Below are 18,337 nucleotides of genomic sequence, written 5' to 3'. Positions count from 1 at the left end.
GAACCTCCTGTGTCCTATGGGCGGAACGGGCGCCGGGCGGCCTGGCGCCAGGGCTTCAAAACGGGATGTCGTCGTCGGGGAAGTCCTCGACCGGCGCCGGCTGGCGGCTGGGCGCGGACTGCTGGCGCGGCTCCTGGCGCTGCGGGCGCGAGCGTTCGTAGCCGCCGCCACCGTCGCCACGGCCGCCGAGCATCTGCATCTCGTCGGCGATGATGTCGGTGTAGTAGCGCTTCTGGCCGTCGTCGCCGACGTGCTCGCTGTAGCTGATCCGGCCCTCGACGTAGACCTGCGAGCCTTTGCGCAGGTATTCGGCCGCGATCTCGGCGAGCTTGCCGAAGAAGGTCACGCGGTGCCACTCGGTCTTTTCCTGGGTGTTGCCGTCCCGGTCCTTGCGCACCGTGGTGGTGGCCAGGCTGATCTTGGTGACGGCCATGCCGCTCTGGGTGTAGCGGGTTTCGGGATCGTTGCCGAGATTGCCGACAAGGATCGCCTTGTTGATGCCACGGGCCATTGGGAGTCCTCGGATGTCGCCGGCGCGCCCGGCGAAAGGCATTGGATTATAGCCCGGGGGCCGGAGGCGTCGGGTCGCGACGCAAGGCCGCGTAGGACTGCGCCGCGCCGGGCCACGGGCGGGATCCTATAATCCCCCGTTCATCTTCCACGGATCGTCAATGGACGCCCCCGCCCCCCCCGCAGCCGGGCCCGGCCTGCCCGCCATCCAGGCCCTCGCGGCCGACGACATGGCCGCGATCGACGCCCTGATCCGACGCCGCCTGGCCTCGGACGTGGTGCTGATCAACCAGGTCGCCGAGCACATTGTCTCGGCCGGCGGCAAGCGCCTGCGGCCGATGCTGGTCGCGCTGGCCGGGCGCGCCACCGGCCAGGTGGGCGCGCGCCACCACCAGCTGGCGGCGATCATCGAGTTCATCCACACCTCGACCCTGCTCCACGACGACGTGGTGGACGAGTCCGATCTGCGCCGCGGCCGCAGCACGGCCAACGCGATCTGGGGCAATGCGGCGAGCATCCTAGTCGGCGACTTCCTGTACTCGCGCAGCTTCCAGCTGATGGTCGAACTCGACAGCATGCCGGTGATGCGGCTGCTGGCCGACACCACCAACCGCATCGCCGAGGGCGAGGTGCTGCAGCTGCTGCACGTGCACAACCCCGACACCGACGAGGCCGCCTACCTGGGCGTGATCGAGCGCAAGACCGCGGTGCTGTTCGCCGCCGGTACCCGCCTGGGCGCGATGGCCTCGGGCGCGGACGAGGCCGCCCAGCAGGCGCTGTACGACTACGGCATGCGCCTGGGCTATGCGTTCCAGATCGCCGACGACGTGCTCGACTACAGCGCCGACGCCCAGGCGCTGGGCAAGAACCTCGGCGACGACCTGGCCGAAGGCAAGGCGACGCTGCCGCTGATCCACGCGATGGCGCAGGCGGACGCGGCCACCCGTGCCCGTCTGCGCACCATCGTCGAACAGGGCGACAAGGGCGCAATGCCCGAGGTGCTGGCCGCGATCCGGGCCGCCGGCAGCCTGGAGTACAGCCGGGCGCGAGCACGCGAATACGCCGCCGCCGCCGAGGCCGCGCTGGCGCCCCTCCCGGCGAACGAGGCCGTCGCCGCGCTGCGCGGGCTGGCGCGCTACGCGGTCGAACGCGACTCCTGAGCCCACCGCGCCGCACGCGCGGCGGCGCGCGCCGGCGTGGTGCCCGGTACCCTGGCGCGCGCGCCGTGCTTCAGGCGATCCCGATCCCCGGGATGGCGGCGATCGCCGCCGGGTCGAACCCGGCCAGGGCGGCGAAGTGGCGGCCGCGCTCGGCATAGTCACGGTAGGCGCCGAAACTGGGCGCCCCCGGCGACAGCAGCACCACGCCCCCGCCCGCCAGCGCGGTGCGCGCCTGCGCCACGGCCTCGCCGAGACCGGCCGCCTGGCGCAGCGCGTAGCCGGCGCACCCGGCGTCCGCCGCCAGCAGCGCGTGGATCCGCGGCCCGTTCTGGCCCATGGTGACGATCGCCGCCGGCGGCCGCGCGCGCACCGCCTCGGCGAACGCGCTCCAGTCCACGCCGCGGTCGTGCCCGCCGACCAGGATCGCCACCGGGCGCCCGGCGAACACCTCCAGCGCCGCCAGGCTGGCATGCGGCGTGGTGCTGATCGAATCGTTGACGTACTCGAGGCCGTCGCGCACGCCCAGCGACTGCAGCCGGTGCGGCAGCGGGCGAAAGCCCGCCGCATGCGGCGCCAGCGCCACCGCGTCCAGGCCCAGCGCCTCGATCGCGGCGAGCACGCCGCACAGGTTGGCGCGGTTGTGGCGGCCGGGCAGCGGCACGCCGCGGGTGTCGAGCACCTCCCGGCCTCCCCGCCACAGCACGTCGCCGCGCAGGTGCCAGCCATCGGCGTGGCCGAACCAGCGCACTTCGCTGCGCGGCAGGCCGCGCCCGGCTTCGGCCAGCAGCGGATCGGCCGCATTGAGCACGGCGATGCGCGGGTGCGCCCCGGTGACCAGCGCGAGCTTGTCGCGCACGTAGCGCTCATGGCTGCCGTGCCAGTCCAGGTGCTCGGGGAAGACGTTGGTCACCAGCGCCACCTGCGGCGGCACGCCGGCGGCGGCGACATCGCCGGTCTGGTAGCTGGACAGTTCCACCACCCAGTACTCGGCCTGGCCGTCGAGCACTTCCAGCAGCGGCTGGCCGATGTTGCCGGTGAGCGCGGTGCGGTGGCCGCCCGCGCGCAGCAGGTGCGCCAGCAGCGCCGACGAGGTGCTCTTGCCCTTGGTGCCGGTGACGCAGAGCGTGGTCGCGTCCGGGCGCGAGGCGAACCAAAGCGCGGTGCCGCCGAGGAAGCGCGTGCCGCGTGATGCGGCTTCCAGTGCCTCCGGCCGGTAGGGGCTGATGCCCGGCGACTTCACCACCACGTCGAACGCGGACAGCCGCTCCGCGCTGGCCTGCGTCTCCACCCGCAGGCGCGCGTCACCCAGCGCCCGCGCCTCGTCCGCTTCGGCTTCGGAACACAACAGCGTCAGCGTGGCCGGGAAGCGGTCGTCGCCGCCGCCAGCGGGCAGGCCGTCGGCCGCCGCGCGCAGGGCTGCGTAGGCGGCGCGACCCTCGCGCCCCCAGCCCCACAGGGCCACACGGCGCCCGGCGAGCGAGGCGATGTCAGGCCGCGAAGCGTTCACGCAGCCGCTCCCACAGCGGCGCGGGGATGCCGTGCTCGCCCTTCGGCGCCAGCAGCGCGTCGACGTCGACCTCGTCCGCGCCCAGCTGCGGCGCGATCTCGCGCGCGAAGCGCGCCACCACCGCGTCCTCGCGCCACTCCGGGCGCGCGGCCAGCGCCGCCATCGCCGCGCGCGACTCGCGGCCTTCACCGACGCATTCGAACGGCTTGTGGTCGCGGTATTCGAGCAGCGCATCGAAGCCCGGGACCTGGGCCGGATCGTCGAGCAGGTTGCGGCCGAAGATCCCGACCAGGCGCGGCTTGGGCATGAACGGCGCCAGCGCCAGGAACACGAAGTGGCACTTCGGGCACACCCCGCACCAGCGGTTGACCGGGCGTTCGCCAAGCAGGTGGAAATTGCGGTTGCAGCTGGAGAAGTGGCCGTCGTAGGCATCGAGCTGCGCGAACTGGCGCGCCACCGCCAGCTCGCTCAGCGGCCGCAGCAGCGAGTAGTAGCGCAGGTCCGCGGCCACGTGCGAGCGCAGGTGCGCGGCGAAGGCGCGCTCGAACGCCCAGCCCTTGGACCACTGGTGGTTCACCTCGCCGGTGACGCTGCCGTCCGGGGCGAGGATCATGCTGCCGTAGCTGGCCGAACGCTCGTTGGAGAACACCACCTGGTCCACGCCCAGCACCACCGCGGCGAAGGCGAGGATGGCGGAGTTCACCGCGGTCACCGGGATATGTCCGTTCCACGCGCCCTGGCGGTTGTAGTCGAACAGCTCCGGCGCCAGCTGGCGGCCGATGTTGAGCATCGGCAGGCCGGTGCGCCCGGCGCAGGCGCGGATCAGCTGCGAGCCGCCGATCCAGGCCACGGTCTGCTCGACGCCCAGCGCCCGCAGCGCCTCGATGCTGACCAGCGAATCCTTGCCTCCGCCGATCGCGACCAGCGCGTGCTCGCGCAGGCCGAGCGCCGGCGCGCTGCCCCCGTCCGCATCGCTCCCTCCCCCGTTCGCGGGGGAGGGCCGGGATGGTGGCCCGTCGGCCGCAGGAAAGCGGATCCGCCCGTGCAGGTCCAGCCCGTTGCGGTACGCGAACTCGCCCAGCCCGCTGAGGTAGATCTCCTCCAGCAATGCCGCACTGGCGGCGTCGAGCCCGCCGTCCTCGACCGTGATCGTCGCCGGCACCGCGGCCTTGTAGTAGCTCACCCCGGCAACCAGGTGCAGCAGCCGCAGCGCGCGCCCGGCCGCGGCGGCGCGGGCGCCGTCGAGCGCGAACGGCGCGCCGGGCAGGCTCACCGTCTCGACCAGCTCGGGGCCGTCGTCGAAGGCATAGACCAGCCGCGCCACCCCGCTGGCGGGATCGAATCCGCTGCGCAGGAAGCGGAAGGCGCCGATCGCGTCGCGATTGAACTGCCACTGGCTCATTCGATGATGTCCTCCACCGGCAGCGAGCGCAGGTTGTACGTGCTGGCCATGACATGGCCGTAGGCGCCCGTGTCGGCCACCAGCATCGCGTCGCCGGGCGCGGTCGCCGCCGGCAGCTTCACCCGGCGGCCGAACACGTCGCTGGATTCGCAGATCGGCCCGACCACGTCGAAGTCGCGCAGCTGCCCGTCCCCGATCCGGTCCAGGTTCACGATGTCGTGCCAAGCGTCGTACAGCGCCGGCCGGATCAGTGCGTTCATGCCCGCGTCCAGGCCCACCCGGTGCACGCCGTCCTTCTCCACCACCTGGCTGCAGCGCGCCAGCAGCACGCCGGCCTCGGCCACCAGGAAGCGGCCCGGTTCGATCGCCAGCTCGAAGCCCGGGTGCACCTTCCTGACGTCGGCCAGGCCGGCGCCCCAGTCCTCCAGGTCGAACGGCTCGTCGTCGGCCGCATACGGGACCGGCAGGCCGCCGCCGATGTCGAGCACCTCCACGGTGCCGATGCGGCGCGCGAAGCCGGCCATCGCGTCGACCATCTCGCGCCAGTGCTCGCGCGTTTCCACGCCGCTGCCCAGGTGCGCGTGCAGGCCGGTGATGCGCACGTCCAGGGCGCGCGCCAGCGCCTCGAATTCCTCGACCCGCGACGCGGCCAGGCCGAACTTCGAGGCCTTGCCCCCGGTGGTGACCTTCTCGTGGTGGCCGTCGCCGAAGCCCAGGTCGATGCGCAGCCACACGCCGCGGCCGCGGAACACGTCGGGCCAGCGCTGCAGCAGCTCGCAGTTGTCGACGGTGACGGTGACCCCGCGCTCGAACGCGCCGGCGTACTCGTCGACGGGGGCGAAGCTCGGCGTGAACAGCACCCGCGCCGGATCCAGCCCCGGCACGCTGGCGAACACGTGCCCGACCTCGGCCAGCGACACGCACTCCAGCCCGAACCCTTCGGCCACCAGCGCGCGCAGGATCGCCGGATGCGGGTTGGCCTTGATCGCGTAGTAGCGCCGGTCCACCGACTCCACGCCCAGCAGCTGGCGCGCCCGCGTGCGCACCGTGGGCAGATGGTAGACATAGCGCGGCGTGCCGTCGGCGGCGAGCGCCAGCAACCGCTCGCGCTCGCCGCGCCACCAGGGATCGGGCCGCGGGCGCACGGTGCCGAGGATGTCCTTCCAGCGCGGGCCGAACACCCCGGTCTCGTACACCGGCATCGCGCCCGAATCGATCAACTCGGCGTGCAGCACCGGCAGCAGGCCGTCGGCGTCGGCCTCGTCGATGACGAAGGTGAGGTTGAGGTCGTTGGATGACTGCGAGATCAGGTGCACCCGCTCGCGGCCGAACGTGGCCCACACGTCCGAGAGCTTGTGCAGCAGCGAGCGCATGCCCAGGCCGACCAGGGTGATCGCCGCGCACGGCGCGATCACCTTGACCCGGCAGACCTGGGCCAGGTCCTCGGACAGCCGCGCCAGCACGTCGGTGCTGACCAGGTTCTCGCTCGGGTCGAGCGAGACGGTGACGTTGGTCTCGGCCGAACCGATCAGGTCCACCGACAGGCCGTGGCGGCGGAAGCGCTCGAAGATGTCGGCCAGGAAGCCGACCGACTGCCACATGCCCACCGTTTCCATCGACACCAGCACGATGCCGTTGCGGCGGCTGATCGCCTTGACGCCCGGCACGTGGGCGGCGTCGGCGTCGATGCGCGTGCCCGGCAGCTCGGGTCGGGTGGTGTCGAGGATCGCCATCGGCACGCCGCTGACCCGGCACGGGCCGAGCGAGCGCGGGTGCAGCACCTTGGCGCCGGTGGTCGCGATCTCCTGCGCCTCGGCGTAATCGAGCCGGGTGAGCAGGCGCGCGTCGGGCACCTCGCGGGGGTTGGCGGTGAACATGCCCGGCACGTCGGTCCAGATCTCCACCCGGCGCGCGCGCAGCAGCCCGCCGAACAGCGCCGCCGACGTGTCCGAACCGCCGCGGCCGAGCACCGCGGTGCCGCCCCCGGGATGGCGGGCGATGAAGCCCTGGGTCAACAGCAGGCGGCTCGGCTGGGCGGCGAAGCGCGCGCGCCAGTCGTCGTCGGCCTCGCGCCGGCACGAGGCCGACAGGCGCCGGCCCCAGTCGCTCTGGTTGGGCAGTTCGATCGCATCCAGCCAGTCGCGCGCGTCGGTCCAGCCGAAATCCAGGCCCTGCGCGCGCAGGTAGGCCACGCCCAGGGTCGAGGAGAGCAGTTCGCCCTGCGCCAGCACCTCGGCCTGCCAGTCCAGGCGGCGGCCGGGCGCGCGCGCATCGTCGAGCAGCGCGCGCAGCGCCGCCAGGCGCCCGCCCAGCACCGCATCCGGCTCCAGGCCGAGTTCCCGGGCGAAGGCGCGATGGCGCTCGACCAGCGCATCGACCCGCGCGCCCGCGTCGTCGGCGCCGCCGGCGATCGCGGTCAGCTCATTGGTCACACCTGAAAGCGCCGAGACCACCACCAGCACGCGACCGCCGCATTCCTCGGCACGTTTGCCCGCCAACTGCCCGATCGTGTCCCAGCGATGGCGTTGCGACACCGACGTGCCGCCGAACTTGAGCACGACCCAGGGCGTGCCGATCGGAGAGGAAGGCATGAAGTGGCAGGTCCAGCGAAACGGGCGGGAACGCCCGGCATGCGGGCGCAGCGCGGATTCTAACCGGATCGCCAGCCGCGGGCGCCGTGGCGCGGGCATGCCGCGGCAATGCATGCGGCGCGGCTTGCTAAGCTGCGCGCCCCTTCGTCCGCCGCGCTCGCCATGTCCCGACGCTACCTGCAGCTCGATGTCTTCGCCGACCGCCCCGGGGTGGGCAATCCACTGGCCGTGGTCCTGGACGCCGAAGGCCTGGACGATGCTGCCATGCAGGCGATCGCGCGCTGGACGCGGCTGCCCGAGACCACGTTCGTGTTCCCGCCGACCGCGCCCGATGCCAGCTACGCATTGCGCATGTTCAGTCCGCAGCGCGAGGTGCCCTTCGCCGGCCATCCCAGCGTCGGCACCGCGCACGCCGTGCTCGAGGCCGGCCTCGCGCAGCCCGTCGACGGGCATCTGGTGCAGGAAGGCGTGGCCGGCCTGCTGCCGCTGCGCGTGCGCGGCGCCGGAGCCGCGCGCACGATCGCGATCCGCACGCCGCGGGCGCGGGTCGCCGAAGTGGCCGACGCCGACGATGCGCGGCTGGCCGATGCGCTGGCGGGCCTGGCGCGCGGCGCGCTGCCGCCGGTGCTGATGGACGGCGGCCGCCGCTGGTGGCTGGCCGAACTGGCCGACGAGGCCACGCTGCGCAGCGCAGCCCCGGACTGGGCGGCGATTGAACGCCTGGCGCAAGGCACGGGCAGCATGGGCCTGTGCGTGTACGCGCGCTGCCAGGCTCGCGCGTACGACCTCGCCGTGCGCGCCTGGGTCGGCGCGGGGCGCTGCTTCGAGGACGCCGCATCCGGTGCGGCCAACGCCACCCTCGCGGCCTGGCTGGCCTCGCGCGACGCCCTGCCCGGCCGCGACGGCCGCTACCGGGTGAACCAGGGACGCGAGGTCGGCTTCGATGCCTGCCTCGAACTCGAGGTCGACGGCGACGGCGAGGTGTGGTCTGGCGGCCAGGTGCAGACGGTCGTCACCGGCACGCTCGACTGGAACGCGCCGGCACCGCGCTGAGCGCAGCGCGGGGCACGCCGCGGCTACGGCACCGCGCGCACGTCCACCTGCACCCGGATGCGGTCGCCGGGGTGGTGGTCGGTGCGGGTCACGTACTCGCGCCCGCCGTACTCGTAGGTGACGTCGTAGGCGACCACGTCGCGCGGGTCATGGCCACCGTCGCCGGCGTACCGGTCGCCGTAGGGTTCCGGGTCGCAGACGGTGACCACGTGCTCGGGCCCGCGCCGGCGGGTCTCGTAGACGCGGCGGCCGATGGCGCTGCCAGCCCCGGCGCCGACCGCGGTGCCGATCAGCTGGCCGCTGCCGTCGCCGAACCGGCTGCCCAGCACGGCGCCGGCGATGCCGCCGAGCACGCTGGCGGCGAGGCGGCCGTTATCGTCGCGGCGGCGCGCGTCGGGATCGTACCCGCCACCGTACCCGTCGTACGGATCGTCGCGATGGACGTACCCGTCGCGGCGCACCTGGCAGTCGCGCGCCGACCGCGTGGGCCGGGCGTACCCGTCGAGCACCGGGTCCACGCGCAGCACCCGCGCCCACGCGTACTGCGGCTGCGGATCAGAGCCGCGCCAGTCGCCGCCACGCGGCCCGGGGGTGCGGTGGGGAGAGTCGCCATACGGTCCGTCGTACTCGCGACCGCCCTGGGCGGAGGCGGTGCCCGTGGCGACGACGAGAACGAGGACGGCGGCAAGGCAGGTCGCCTGGAGCTTCATCGTGCTGGTTCCGGCGCGTGGACGAAGGGCGCGCCGGTCCACGCTAGGCAAGCACCGCTAACGCGGACCTGAATCCCGCGGCCGGCCCGTGGCGCTCAACGCGCCGACAGCCAGGCCAGGACCTGCGTGGCGCAGTCGGCGGCACCGCGCCCGAGCAGCGGCCCGACGTGGCTGACCGCCGAGGCCCGCAGCAGCGAGGCCTGGTGCTCGCTGGCCAGGGCGGCGGTGAGCGCGGGCGGCACGTCGTCGTCGACCATCGAGGCCACGTACAGCGCCGGGCACGGCGGATGCGGCACCTGGCGCCCGGCATGGGCCTCGCGCATCGCGCGCCCGCTCTCGTCGCGCCAGTGGCGGAACGCGAACAACGCGGTCGCCTCGTCCGCGTCGGGCAGCGCGCGCCGGGTCCCGGTCAGGCGCGCGTCGCGCTGCCAGGGGATGACGTCCGGCCATTCGCGCCGCGGCAGCTGCGCATGCCAGGGCGCGGGCGGCAGCGGATTGACCAGTACCAGCGCATCGGCCTCGCCGGCGCACTCGAGCGCCAGCAGCCCGCCAAGGCTGGCGCCGACCAGGGCGCGCGGGCGCGGCAGCCGGCGCAGCGCCTGGCGTACCTGGGCGAGATAGAAGTCGAGGCCGGTCGCGGCCAGCCCCAGCGGCGAGGGCTGCAGGTCCGGTGCGCACACGCGCACCCCGCGGGCCTCGAACACGCCCCTCCAGATGTTCCATTCCCAGCCGCCGCCCCCGCCTCCGTGCACCATCAGCGCCGCACCCGGGCCGCTACCCAAGCAGTTCCGCCTCCAGCGTGATCGGCACCGCGCTCAGCGCCTTGGACACCGGACAGTTCTGCTTGGCGTCGTCGGCGATCGCGCGGAAGGTCTTCTCGTCCAGCCCCGGCACCTTGGCCTTCATGCCCAAGCGGATCGCGCTGAGCGTGGGTCCGCCCTCGAGCGAGAGGTCCACCGCGGCCGTGCCTTCGAGCCACTCCGGCGGATGGCCGGCTTCGGTGAGCTTGGCCGACAGCGCCATGGTGAAGCAGCCAGCGTGGGCAGCCGCGATCAGCTCCTCGGGATTGGTGCCCTTCTCCTCGCCGAAGCGGCTGTTGAAGCCGTAGCGGGTGCCGTCGAGCAGGCCGCTGGCCGGGGTGGTGAGGCTGCCGCGGCCAGTCTTGAGGTCGCCTTCCCAGCGCGCGGTCGCCTTGCGTGAAATGCCCATCGTGTTCGCTCCTGTCGGTTCGGCAATCTTCGCAAGCTAACCGCCACGGCGTTACCGCGGCGTGGGTGGACGCGGCATGCTGCGACGCAACGCGCCGTGGCGGCGGTGACGCGATAAGGTGGCCCCCCGCCATGACGCCCCTCGAGCGAGCGCTCGCTCGGCAGCGTTCCTCCTCCCGTGGACTGCCATGACGGCCGCAAGCGGATCCGCCCGCGGAACGGGACCACGGCGCCCGGGCCGCGGCGCGGATCTCCCCGCAGACGCCGGCCGGCGGCCGGCCCCAGCAAGGGAGGATCGGCCCCATGCCCCACTCGACGCAACAGATCCGCAACGTGGCCCTGGCAGGCCACCCCGGCGCCGGCAAGACCACCCTGTTCGAAGCCCTGCTGCATGCCGGCGGCGCGATCCAGGCGGCAGGCACCGTCGAACGCGGCAACACCGTGTCCGACTTCGATCCGGTGGAGAGGCAGCGCGGGCATTCGATCGACGCCGCGATCGCCAGCCTCGGCCACGCGGCCGGCCCCGGGGGGCCGGTCCATCTCAACCTCGTCGACCTTCCCGGCTATCCCGACTTCCGCGGCCCGGCGCTCGCGGCGCTGGCGGCGGTGGACACCGCGCTGGTGGTGGTCGATGCCGCGGGCGGCGTCAAGCACGGCACCCGGCGGCTGATGGCGCGCGCGAAGGAGCGCAACCTGTGCCGCGCGATCGCCATCAACCGCATCGACGCCGACGGCGCCGACCCCGGTCGCGTGCTCGACCAGCTGCGCGAGGCCTTCGGCACCTGCATGCTGCCGCTCAACCTGCCCGCCGCCGGCGCCCGGGTGGTCGACTGCTTCGGCCAGGCCGACGGCGACAGCGACCTGGGCCCGGTCGCCGACTGGCACCGGCGGATCCTCGACCAGGTGGTCGAGATCAACGAGACGGTGATGGAGCACTATCTCGAGCTCGGCGAGGCCGGTCTGCGCGGCGACGAGCTGCACGACGCCTTCGAGCAGTGCCTGCGCGAGGGCCACCTGGTGCCGGTGTGCTTCGTCTCCGCCCGCACCGGCACCGGCGTGCGCGAACTGCTCGACATCGCCGCGCGCCTGTTCCCGCATCCCGGCGAGGCCAACCCGCCGCCCTTCGTGAAGGGCACCGGCGCGCACGCGCAGCCGTTCGCGACCACGCCCGATCCGGACGCGCACGTGGTCGCCGACGTGTTCCGGATCCTGCACGATCCGTTCGTCGGCAAGCTCGGCGTGTTCCGCGTCTACCAGGGCACGGTGCGCCGCGACAGCCGCCTGTTCGTCGACGATGGGCGCAAGCCGTTCCGGGTCGCGCACCTGTTCCGGCTGCAGGGCAAGGAGCACGTCGAGATCGACGAGGCGGTGCCCGGCGACATCGCCGCGGTGGCCAAGGTCGAGGAACTGCACTTCGACGCGGTGCTCCACGACAGCCACGACGAGGACCACATCCACCTCGCGCCGGTGGCCTTCCCCACGCCGATGTTCGGGCTGGCGGTGGAGGCCGGCAACAAGGGCCAGGAGCAGAAGCTGGCGACCGCGCTGCAGCGCCTGGCCGAGGAGGACCCGTGCTTCCACGTCGAGCACGAGGAGGAGACCCGCGAGACCGTCGTGCGCGGCCTGTCGGACCTGCACCTGCGGGTGCAGATCGACCGCCTGCGCGACCGCTTCGGGGTCGAGGTGCGCACCCGCCCGCCGCGCATCGCCTACCGCGAGACCATCTCTGCGCCAGCAGAAGGCCACTACCGCCACCGCAAGCAGACCGGCGGCGCCGGCCAGTTCGGCGAGGTGTTCCTGCGGGTCGAGCCGCTGCCGCGCGGGGCCGGATTCGAGTTCGTGGACGAGGTCAAGGGCGGCGTGATCCCCTCGCAGTTCCTGCCCGCGGTGGAGAAGGGCGTGCGCCAGGCGCTGCGCTCGGGCGCGATCGCCGGCTTCCCGATGCAGGACCTGCGGGTGGTGGTGTACGACGGCAAGCACCATCCAGTCGACAGCAAGGAAGTGGCCTTCGTCGTGGCCGGCCGCAAGGCGTTCCTCGACGCGGTGCTCAAGGGCCGGCCGCAGGTGCTCGAACCGGTGGTCGACCTGGAGGTGCACGCGCCCGAGTCGTGCATGGGCGATATCAGCGGCGGCCTGGCGGCCAAGCGCGCGCGCATCACCGGCACCGACGCCACCGGCGGCGGCGAGGTGGTGGTGAGCGCCCAGGTGCCGCTGTCGGAACTGGAAGGCTATGCCGCCGAGCTCAAGTCAGTGACCGCCGGTCGCGGCCGCTACACCCTTGATTTCAGCCACTACGAGCCGGTCCCGCCACAGGTGCAGCAGGCGCTCGCGGCCGCCTGGCGGCCGCGCCAGGACGACGACTGAGCCGGCGCGTGCGCGCATGACGCCCGCCCTGGCTGCCCTGCTCGCCGACGCGGTCCTGGTCCTGCACGCGGGGGTGGTGGCGTTCGTGGTGCTGGTCGCGCTGGCGGTGCCGGTGGGCGGCGTGCGGGGCTGGCGCTGGGTGCGGGGATACGCGCTGCGCAGCGTGCGCCTGGCGCTCGCGCTGGTGATCGCGCTGCAGGCCTGGCTGGGCCGGCTGTGCCCGCTCACCACCTGGGAACAGGCGCTGCGAACCCGAGGAGGCCAGCACACTTACAGCGAATCCTTCATCCAGTACTGGCTATCGCGGCTGATTTTCCTCGAGGCCCCGTGGTGGCTGTTCGTGCTCGGCTACACCCTGTTCGCCGGACTCGTCGCCGCCGGGTGGTGGCGCTGGCCGCCCCGTCGGCGGAAGGGGCGGCCGGGTCGAGGCGGGCGCTGACGCCCGCATTTTTTTCGCGGTTTCCTATTGGCGGCGGGTTGTGGATGTCCTACATTGCGCCTGCCGGCACGTTCGGCCACTCCATACGCTGATCACATCACCCAGACGAGGGAACACAAAACCCATGGCAAAGAAGAAGGCCACGACCAAGAAGGCTGCCGCCACGAAGAAGGCCGCCAAGCCTGCCGCGCCGAAGGCGATCAAGGAGCCGCTGACCAAGTCCGGCCTGGTCGCGCACATCGCCACGGCCACCAGCCTCGCCGCGAAGGACGTCCGTGCCGTGCTCGCCGCGCTCGAGGGCGCGATCCACGGCTCGCTCAACAAGAGGGGCGCGGGCACCTTCACCCTGCCGGGCGTGGCCAAGTTCACCGCGGTGAGCGTGCCGGCCAAGCCGCGCCGCAAGGGCATCAACCCGTTCACCAAGGAAGAGCAGTGGTTCGCCGCCAAGCCGGCCTCGGTGAAGGTCAAGGTGCGCCCGCTCAAGAAGCTCAAGGACGCGGCCGCCTGACCCGGCGCCGGGCCTCGAGTCGACCGGACGGGACGGCGCTGCCGTCCCGTTCCGTTTCCGGCGCATGCAAAGCGCCGACTGCATGCGCCACCGCCACCGCTCCATGTTGATCCGCTACGCATTGCCCCTGGTCGCAGTGGCGACGCTCGCCCTGGTCTTCGTGTTGCGCGGCTGCGGCGGGGAGCGGACGCCCACGCCGGTCGCGACCGCCAGCGCCGAAGCTGCGGCCGGGTCCGAAGCGCGGTCCGCGGCGCGCGCGCAGGCGGTCGCCGAGGCAGAGCTGCGCCAGCACTACGAATCGGCAATGCGCGCCGCGGTCTCGACCCTGCACCGCTACCTGGCCAAGCTGCCGGAGGACCACGCCGCCGCCGATGCGTTCTGGTCCGGCGGCGCGCCCGCGGCCGACGCGACCGAGGCCGACCTGCGCGCGCTGGCGTCGCCGCCGCGGCAGTTCCGCAGCCGGAACCGCGCGCCCTCCGTGCTCGAGGGCGATCCGCTGCCCACGGCGGTCAGGATCCCGGTGGATCTTCGCCTGGTGCCTGCCGAGGGCCCCATGCGCCGCTACGCGGGCTGGTACGAGTTGCGCCACGAGCCGGCCGGGGACGCGTGGCGGATCACCGCCGCGTCCGTCGACGCCCTTCCGGCCGCGCAGTAGCATGGCCGCGGCCATGGCGCCGGAGGGCGGTCGGATGGGCAAGCGGTTCTGGATCTGCGGCGCGGTGATGGGCTTCGCCGCGCTGGTGCTGACCCTCGTGGTGCACGCGCTGCTGCTGGGCGGGCACTACAGCGAGCTGGGGGCGATGTACCGCGATGCCGCCGACGGCGCGCGCCGCTTCGGCTGGCTGCTGCTGGCGCACGCCCTGCTCGGCTACGCGATGACCTGGGTGTTCGCGCGCGGCTTCGACCAGGGCCGCCCCACCCTCGGCCAAGGGTTGCGTTTCGGCCTGGCGATGGCGCTGTTCGGGCCGGTGCCGGCGATCCTGCTGCAGTACGCGATGCAGCCCGTGCCCGGCTCGCTGATCCTGCGCCAGGCGCTGCTGGGCACGCTGGCGATGATGGCGCTGGGGATGCTGTTGGCCTGGCTGCAGCCGCGCCGGCCGACCCTGGTCGAGCCGGACTGAAGGCGCGCCTTCACCGTCGATTCGGCCGGCGCCGCCGACCCTGGCGCGCTCGCAGTGCCCGCCCCGCCCATGGATCGACCCGCGCGCGAACCTGCCGCCCCGCCCCCCGTCGTCCGTCGTCCGCGCCGCGCGCGCGGCGGGCAGGCCGGCTGGCGGATCGTGGCGGCCGACCCGCGCGAGGCCGCCACGCCCTGGGCACGCCGCCTCAGCGCTTGGGCTGGAGCATCGTCCCGGTGCAGTTCTTCGCGCCGCAACGGCAGCCCCAGAGCTTCTTGAGCTTCGGGGTGTGCGGTTCGTCGAGCACGATGCCGTAGTTGTAGGTCAGCTCCTCGCCCGGGCGGATGTTGCGCAGGGCGACGATGAAGACCTTGTCCTTCTCCGGGCGCCCCTTCGGGTCTTCCTCGACCTCGGACTCGCAGTTCGGATCGCAGCTGTGGTTGATCCAGCGCGCGACGTTGCCGCGGATGTTCGCGTCGATCACGTAATGGTCGTTGAGCGTGAACAGGAAGGTGTGGCCGTCTTCGTCCTCGTCGCCGTATTCCTCGTCGACCTCGTCGTGGGTACGCAGCTTGCCGCGGTACTGGATGATGCGCTCGCCCTTCCTGATCGGCGCGATGGCGAAGACGCCGTTGCCGTGGATCGGGGACTTGCGGGCTTCGATCTTCTTTTTCTGCATCTCGGACGCGGTCGTGGAAACGGAACGCCCATTGTGGCACGAGCGGCGCTCGATACCCGCCCGCGCCCCCGTGGCGCAGGCGGGAAGTCACCGTGACCGATGGCCCGGCGCGGCGCGGGCGCGTCCGCCGAGCTCCCCGTGCCACGTTGGAACCGATGGCTTCCACCACCACTGCCGCCCATGCGCCCGCACCCGATCGTGCTGCTCGTCCTGACGACCGTCCTCGCGACCCCCGCCTGCCAGCGCGGGACCGCCGCGCCGGCCGCGTCCGCTCCCGCCACCGCCCCCGCCGGCCAGGCCGCCACCGACCCGCTGGCCGCCCAGGGCGAGTACCTGGTGCGGATCGCCGGCTGCAACGACTGCCATACCCCCGGCTACGCCGAACGCGGCGGCGACGTCCCCACGTCCGAATGGCTCGTCGGCTCGCCACTGGGACACCTCGGCCCTTGGGGCACGAGCTATCCCACCAACCTGCGCCTGAGCATCGGCGCGCTCGGTGAGGAGGAGTGGCTGGCCTACACCGCCAACCTGCACACCCGTCCGCTGATGCCCGACTTCGCGCTGCGGCAGATGCGCGAGCGCGACCGCCGCGCGATCTACCGCTTCGTGCGCTCGCTCGGCCAGGCCGGCGAACCCGCGCCCAAGGCGCTGCCGCCGGGCGTGGCGCCGCCCCCGCCCTACCTGCAGCTGGTGCTGCCCGAGGCGGCCGCCGCGACCCGGGACCAGGCACCCGTGCGGTAGCCGGACATCCCCGGGTCGAACCCGGCCCCGGGGCACGCCCATGAGTGCGCGCCCCAGGGGGCGCTCGCCGGCCAGGACGGCGCGCGCCCTCTTGGCCGCGGCGCCCGACTGTCAGGAGCCATGCCCCGCGCCGCCGCGTTGGCGGACGGCTCCCTGCGCGGCCGCCCGGGCGGCCGGGGGCGTCTTCGGCCCGTGGCTGCCGGCTGAAGCGTTCCATGCACGGTGTTTGAGCCGGGCGGACCGAAAGAGTACAATTTTGGTCCCCTTTTCGAGAACGGTTCCCATCCGTGCTCCGCGTCACCCGCCTGACCGACTACGCCACCGTGGTGATGACCGTCCTGGCCTCGCAGCCGGAGGCGGTGCTCAGCGCGGCCGAACTGGCCGAGCGCTCGGGCCTGGAAGTGCCCACGGTGAGCAAGCTGCTCAAGCCACTGGCCCAGGCCGGCCTGGTGGAAGGCTTCCGCGGCGTGCGCGGCGGCTACCGCCTGGCGCGTCCGCCGGCCGCGATCACCCTGTGCGACATCGTCGAGGCGATGGAAGGGCCGCTGGCGATGACCGAGTGCAGCCTCGACGACGGCGAATGCGGCATCTCGCAGCAATGCGGGGTGCGCGCGAACTGGCGCCGGATCAATGACGTGGTCGCCGATGCCCTGCGCGGCGTGAGCCTGGCGCAGATGCTCGACGACCTTCCTCCCCCACCCCCGCCGGCGCGGCGCATCGCCGCCCGCCTGGCCGACGCGTAGCGGGCGGCCGACGCCGCACCCGCGCACCGCATCCACGAGGCAGCCCACATGGCCACCGAAGTCGCAGAACCCATCGCCAACCGCGAAATCCACGAACAGCTCGGCCGCCGCTACGAGGCCGGGTTCGTCACCCAGATCGAGTCCGACTCGCTTCCGCCGGGCCTGGACGAGGACGTGATCCGCGCCCTGTCGGCCAAGAAGGAGGAGCCGGAGTGGATGACCCAGTGGCGCCTGGCCGCCTACCGCCACTGGCTGACCATGCCGGTGCCCGACTGGGCCAAGCTGCGCATCGCGCCGATCGACTTCCAGGCGATCAGCTACTACTCCGCGCCCAAGGGCCCGAAGTACAAGTCCTTCGACGAGGTGCCCAAGGAGCTTCTGGAAACCTACGACAAGCTCGGCGTGCCGCTGCACGAGCGCGCGCGCCTGGCCGGGGTGGCGGTGGACGCGGTGTTCGACTCGGTCTCGGTCGGCACCACGTTCCAGAAAGAGCTGCGCGAGAAGGGCGTGATCTTCTGCTCGATGTCCGAGGCGATCCGCGAGCACCCGGAGCTGGTGCGCCAGTACCTGGGCACCGTGGTGCCGGTGGGCGACAATTACTTCGCCGCGCTCAACTCGGCAGTGTTCTCCGACGGCTCTTTCGTGTACATCCCCAAGGGCGTGCGCTGCCCGATGGAGCTGTCCACCTACTTCCGCATCAACGCCGGCCACACCGGCCAGTTCGAGCGCACCCTGATCGTGTGCGAGGACAAGGGCTACGTGTCCTACCTCGAGGGCTGCACCGCACCCATGCGCGACGAGAACCAGCTGCACGCGGCGGTGGTGGAGCTGGTGGCGCTGGACGACGCCGAGATCAAGTACTCCACGGTGCAGAACTGGTACCCGGGCGACGAGGAGGGCCGCGGGGGCATCTACAACTTCGTCACCAAGCGCGCCGAATGCCGCGGCGCGCGCAGCAAGGTGGTATGGGCCCAGGTCGAGACCGGCTCTGCGATTACCTGGAAGTACCCCTCGTGCGTGCTTCTGGGCGACGACTCGAGCGGCGAATTCCACTCGGTCGCACTCACCCACCACCGCCAGCAGGCCGACACCGGGACCAAGATGATCCACGTCGGCAAACGCACCAAGAGCAAGATCGTCAGCAAGGGCATCAGCGCCGGCCGCGGCCAGAACACCTATCGCGGCCTGGTGAAGGTGGCCGCCGGCGCCGAAGGCGCGCGCAACTACACCCAGTGCGACAGCCTGCTGATCGGCAAGCAGTGCGGCGCCCACACCTTCCCCTACATCGAGGTGAAGAACCCCGGCGCGACCGTCGAGCACGAGGCTACCACCTCGAAGATCAGCGACGACCAGCTGTTCTACTGCCGCGCCCGCGGCATTTCCGAGGAGGACGCGGTGAGCCTGATCGTCGACGGCTTCTGCAAGCAGGTCTTCAAGGAGCTGCCGATGGAGTTCGCGGTCGAAGCCAAGAAACTGCTGGACGTGAGCCTGGAAGGCTCGGTCGGCTAGCAAGACCTCCTGCCCGCGCGCGCGGGGGCAGGTGCCCGAAGGGCGGATGGGGGCAGCCCGACGCGACACGCCCCCACCCCAGCCCTCCCCCGCAC

Annotated in this window: 18 protein-coding genes; 10 read left to right on the top strand and 8 right to left on the bottom strand. The window is 72.7% G+C overall.

From position 1 onward, the window contains the following. Positions 1-55: 55 nt before the first annotated feature. Positions 56-511: a single-stranded DNA-binding protein gene (ssb, locus tag FQY79_RS12375; RefSeq protein ID WP_146313222.1), complete on the bottom strand. Its 456-nt coding sequence runs from the start codon at positions 509-511 to the stop codon at positions 56-58. A gap of 160 nt (positions 512-671) precedes the next feature. Between ssb and FQY79_RS12370 the strand changes: the two genes are divergently transcribed. Continuing rightward, positions 672-1,670 (top strand): polyprenyl synthetase family protein, encoded by a 999-nt coding sequence (locus FQY79_RS12370; protein ID WP_146313221.1) that lies wholly within the window; start codon positions 672-674, stop codon positions 1,668-1,670. A 70-nt stretch (positions 1,671-1,740) separates the two neighbouring features. Here FQY79_RS12370 and murD read toward each other — a convergent pair whose 3' ends face one another. The 3 genes from murD to FQY79_RS12360 are packed head-to-tail and all read right to left on the bottom strand — an operon-like array spanning position 1,741 to position 7,170. After that, positions 1,741-3,177: a UDP-N-acetylmuramoyl-L-alanine--D-glutamate ligase gene (murD, locus tag FQY79_RS12365; RefSeq protein WP_246123113.1), complete on the bottom strand. Its 1,437-nt coding sequence runs from the start codon at positions 3,175-3,177 to the stop codon at positions 1,741-1,743. Further along, positions 3,158-4,579: a UDP-N-acetyl-alpha-D-muramoyl-L-alanyl-L-glutamate epimerase gene (gene murL / locus FQY79_RS15685; protein ID WP_246123112.1), complete on the bottom strand. Its 1,422-nt coding sequence runs from the start codon at positions 4,577-4,579 to the stop codon at positions 3,158-3,160. Before murL ends, murD begins: the two co-directional genes overlap by 20 nt. After that, entirely contained in the window at positions 4,576-7,170 is a 2,595-nt protein-coding gene (locus FQY79_RS12360; protein WP_146313219.1) for a bifunctional aspartate kinase/diaminopimelate decarboxylase, read from the bottom strand. Before FQY79_RS12360 ends, murL begins: the two co-directional genes overlap by 4 nt. A 162-nt stretch (positions 7,171-7,332) precedes the next feature. Between FQY79_RS12360 and FQY79_RS12355 the strand changes: the two genes are divergently transcribed. Further along, positions 7,333-8,223, top strand: coding sequence for a PhzF family phenazine biosynthesis protein (locus tag FQY79_RS12355; RefSeq protein ID WP_146313218.1), 891 nt, complete (start codon positions 7,333-7,335; stop codon positions 8,221-8,223). Between the two features lie 23 nt (positions 8,224-8,246). On the opposite strand, the gene FQY79_RS12350 is transcribed toward FQY79_RS12355, so the two are convergent. The 3 genes from FQY79_RS12350 to FQY79_RS12340 all read right to left on the bottom strand — a co-directional run bounded on the left by FQY79_RS12350 (position 8,247) and on the right by FQY79_RS12340 (position 10,142). After that, entirely contained in the window at positions 8,247-8,933 is a 687-nt protein-coding gene (locus tag FQY79_RS12350) for a glycine zipper 2TM domain-containing protein (protein ID WP_146313217.1), read from the bottom strand. Positions 8,934-9,028: 95 nt separating this feature from the next. Continuing rightward, the gene (locus FQY79_RS12345) at positions 9,029-9,688 is read right to left on the bottom strand and encodes an alpha/beta fold hydrolase (protein ID WP_146313216.1); all 660 of its coding nucleotides are present in this window, start codon (positions 9,686-9,688) and stop codon (positions 9,029-9,031) included. Positions 9,689-9,707: 19 nt separating this feature from the next. Further along, entirely contained in the window at positions 9,708-10,142 is a 435-nt protein-coding gene (locus FQY79_RS12340; protein WP_146313215.1) for an OsmC family protein, read from the bottom strand. A 302-nt stretch (positions 10,143-10,444) separates the two neighbouring features. On the opposite strand from FQY79_RS12340, the gene fusA reads away from it, so the two are divergent. The 5 genes from fusA to FQY79_RS12315 all read left to right on the top strand — a co-directional run bounded on the left by fusA (position 10,445) and on the right by FQY79_RS12315 (position 14,573). Next, entirely contained in the window at positions 10,445-12,505 is a 2,061-nt protein-coding gene (fusA, locus tag FQY79_RS12335) for an elongation factor G (protein ID WP_146313214.1), read from the top strand. Between the two features lie 16 nt (positions 12,506-12,521). Beyond that, positions 12,522-12,944, top strand: coding sequence for a DUF2784 domain-containing protein (locus FQY79_RS12330; protein ID WP_146313213.1), 423 nt, complete (start codon positions 12,522-12,524; stop codon positions 12,942-12,944). A gap of 124 nt (positions 12,945-13,068) precedes the next feature. After that, a complete protein-coding gene (locus FQY79_RS12325; protein WP_146313212.1) occupies positions 13,069-13,452 on the top strand; it encodes an HU family DNA-binding protein in 384 nt (127 codons plus the stop codon). A gap of 103 nt (positions 13,453-13,555) precedes the next feature. Continuing rightward, positions 13,556-14,107: a hypothetical protein gene (locus tag FQY79_RS12320; RefSeq protein WP_146313211.1), complete on the top strand. Its 552-nt coding sequence runs from the start codon at positions 13,556-13,558 to the stop codon at positions 14,105-14,107. Positions 14,108-14,141: 34 nt separating this feature from the next. Next, positions 14,142-14,573 (top strand): hypothetical protein, encoded by a 432-nt coding sequence (locus FQY79_RS12315; RefSeq protein ID WP_146313210.1) that lies wholly within the window; start codon positions 14,142-14,144, stop codon positions 14,571-14,573. 205 nt (positions 14,574-14,778) lie between these two features. Here FQY79_RS12315 and FQY79_RS12310 read toward each other — a convergent pair whose 3' ends face one another. Then, complete coding sequence (locus FQY79_RS12310; RefSeq protein WP_146313209.1) at positions 14,779-15,249, bottom strand: SET domain-containing protein; 471 nt, start codon at positions 15,247-15,249, stop codon at positions 14,779-14,781. Between the two features lie 180 nt (positions 15,250-15,429). On the opposite strand from FQY79_RS12310, the gene FQY79_RS12305 reads away from it, so the two are divergent. The 3 genes from FQY79_RS12305 (at position 15,430) to sufB (ending at position 18,242) form a co-directional block, all read left to right on the top strand. After that, a complete protein-coding gene (locus tag FQY79_RS12305; protein WP_186760037.1) occupies positions 15,430-15,990 on the top strand; it encodes a hypothetical protein in 561 nt (186 codons plus the stop codon). A gap of 287 nt (positions 15,991-16,277) precedes the next feature. Next, on the top strand, positions 16,278-16,733 hold the full coding sequence (locus tag FQY79_RS12300) for an SUF system Fe-S cluster assembly regulator (protein ID WP_146313208.1): 456 nt from the start codon (positions 16,278-16,280) through the stop codon (positions 16,731-16,733). Positions 16,734-16,781: 48 nt separating this feature from the next. After that, positions 16,782-18,242, top strand: coding sequence for a Fe-S cluster assembly protein SufB (sufB, locus tag FQY79_RS12295; protein ID WP_146313207.1), 1,461 nt, complete (start codon positions 16,782-16,784; stop codon positions 18,240-18,242). Positions 18,243-18,337 lie beyond the last annotated feature (95 nt).

This window comes from Luteimonas wenzhouensis, assembly GCF_007859305.1.
Lineage (GTDB): Bacteria > Pseudomonadota > Gammaproteobacteria > Xanthomonadales > Xanthomonadaceae > Luteimonas > Luteimonas wenzhouensis.
This window is presented reverse-complemented; position numbering and strand designations above follow the sequence as displayed.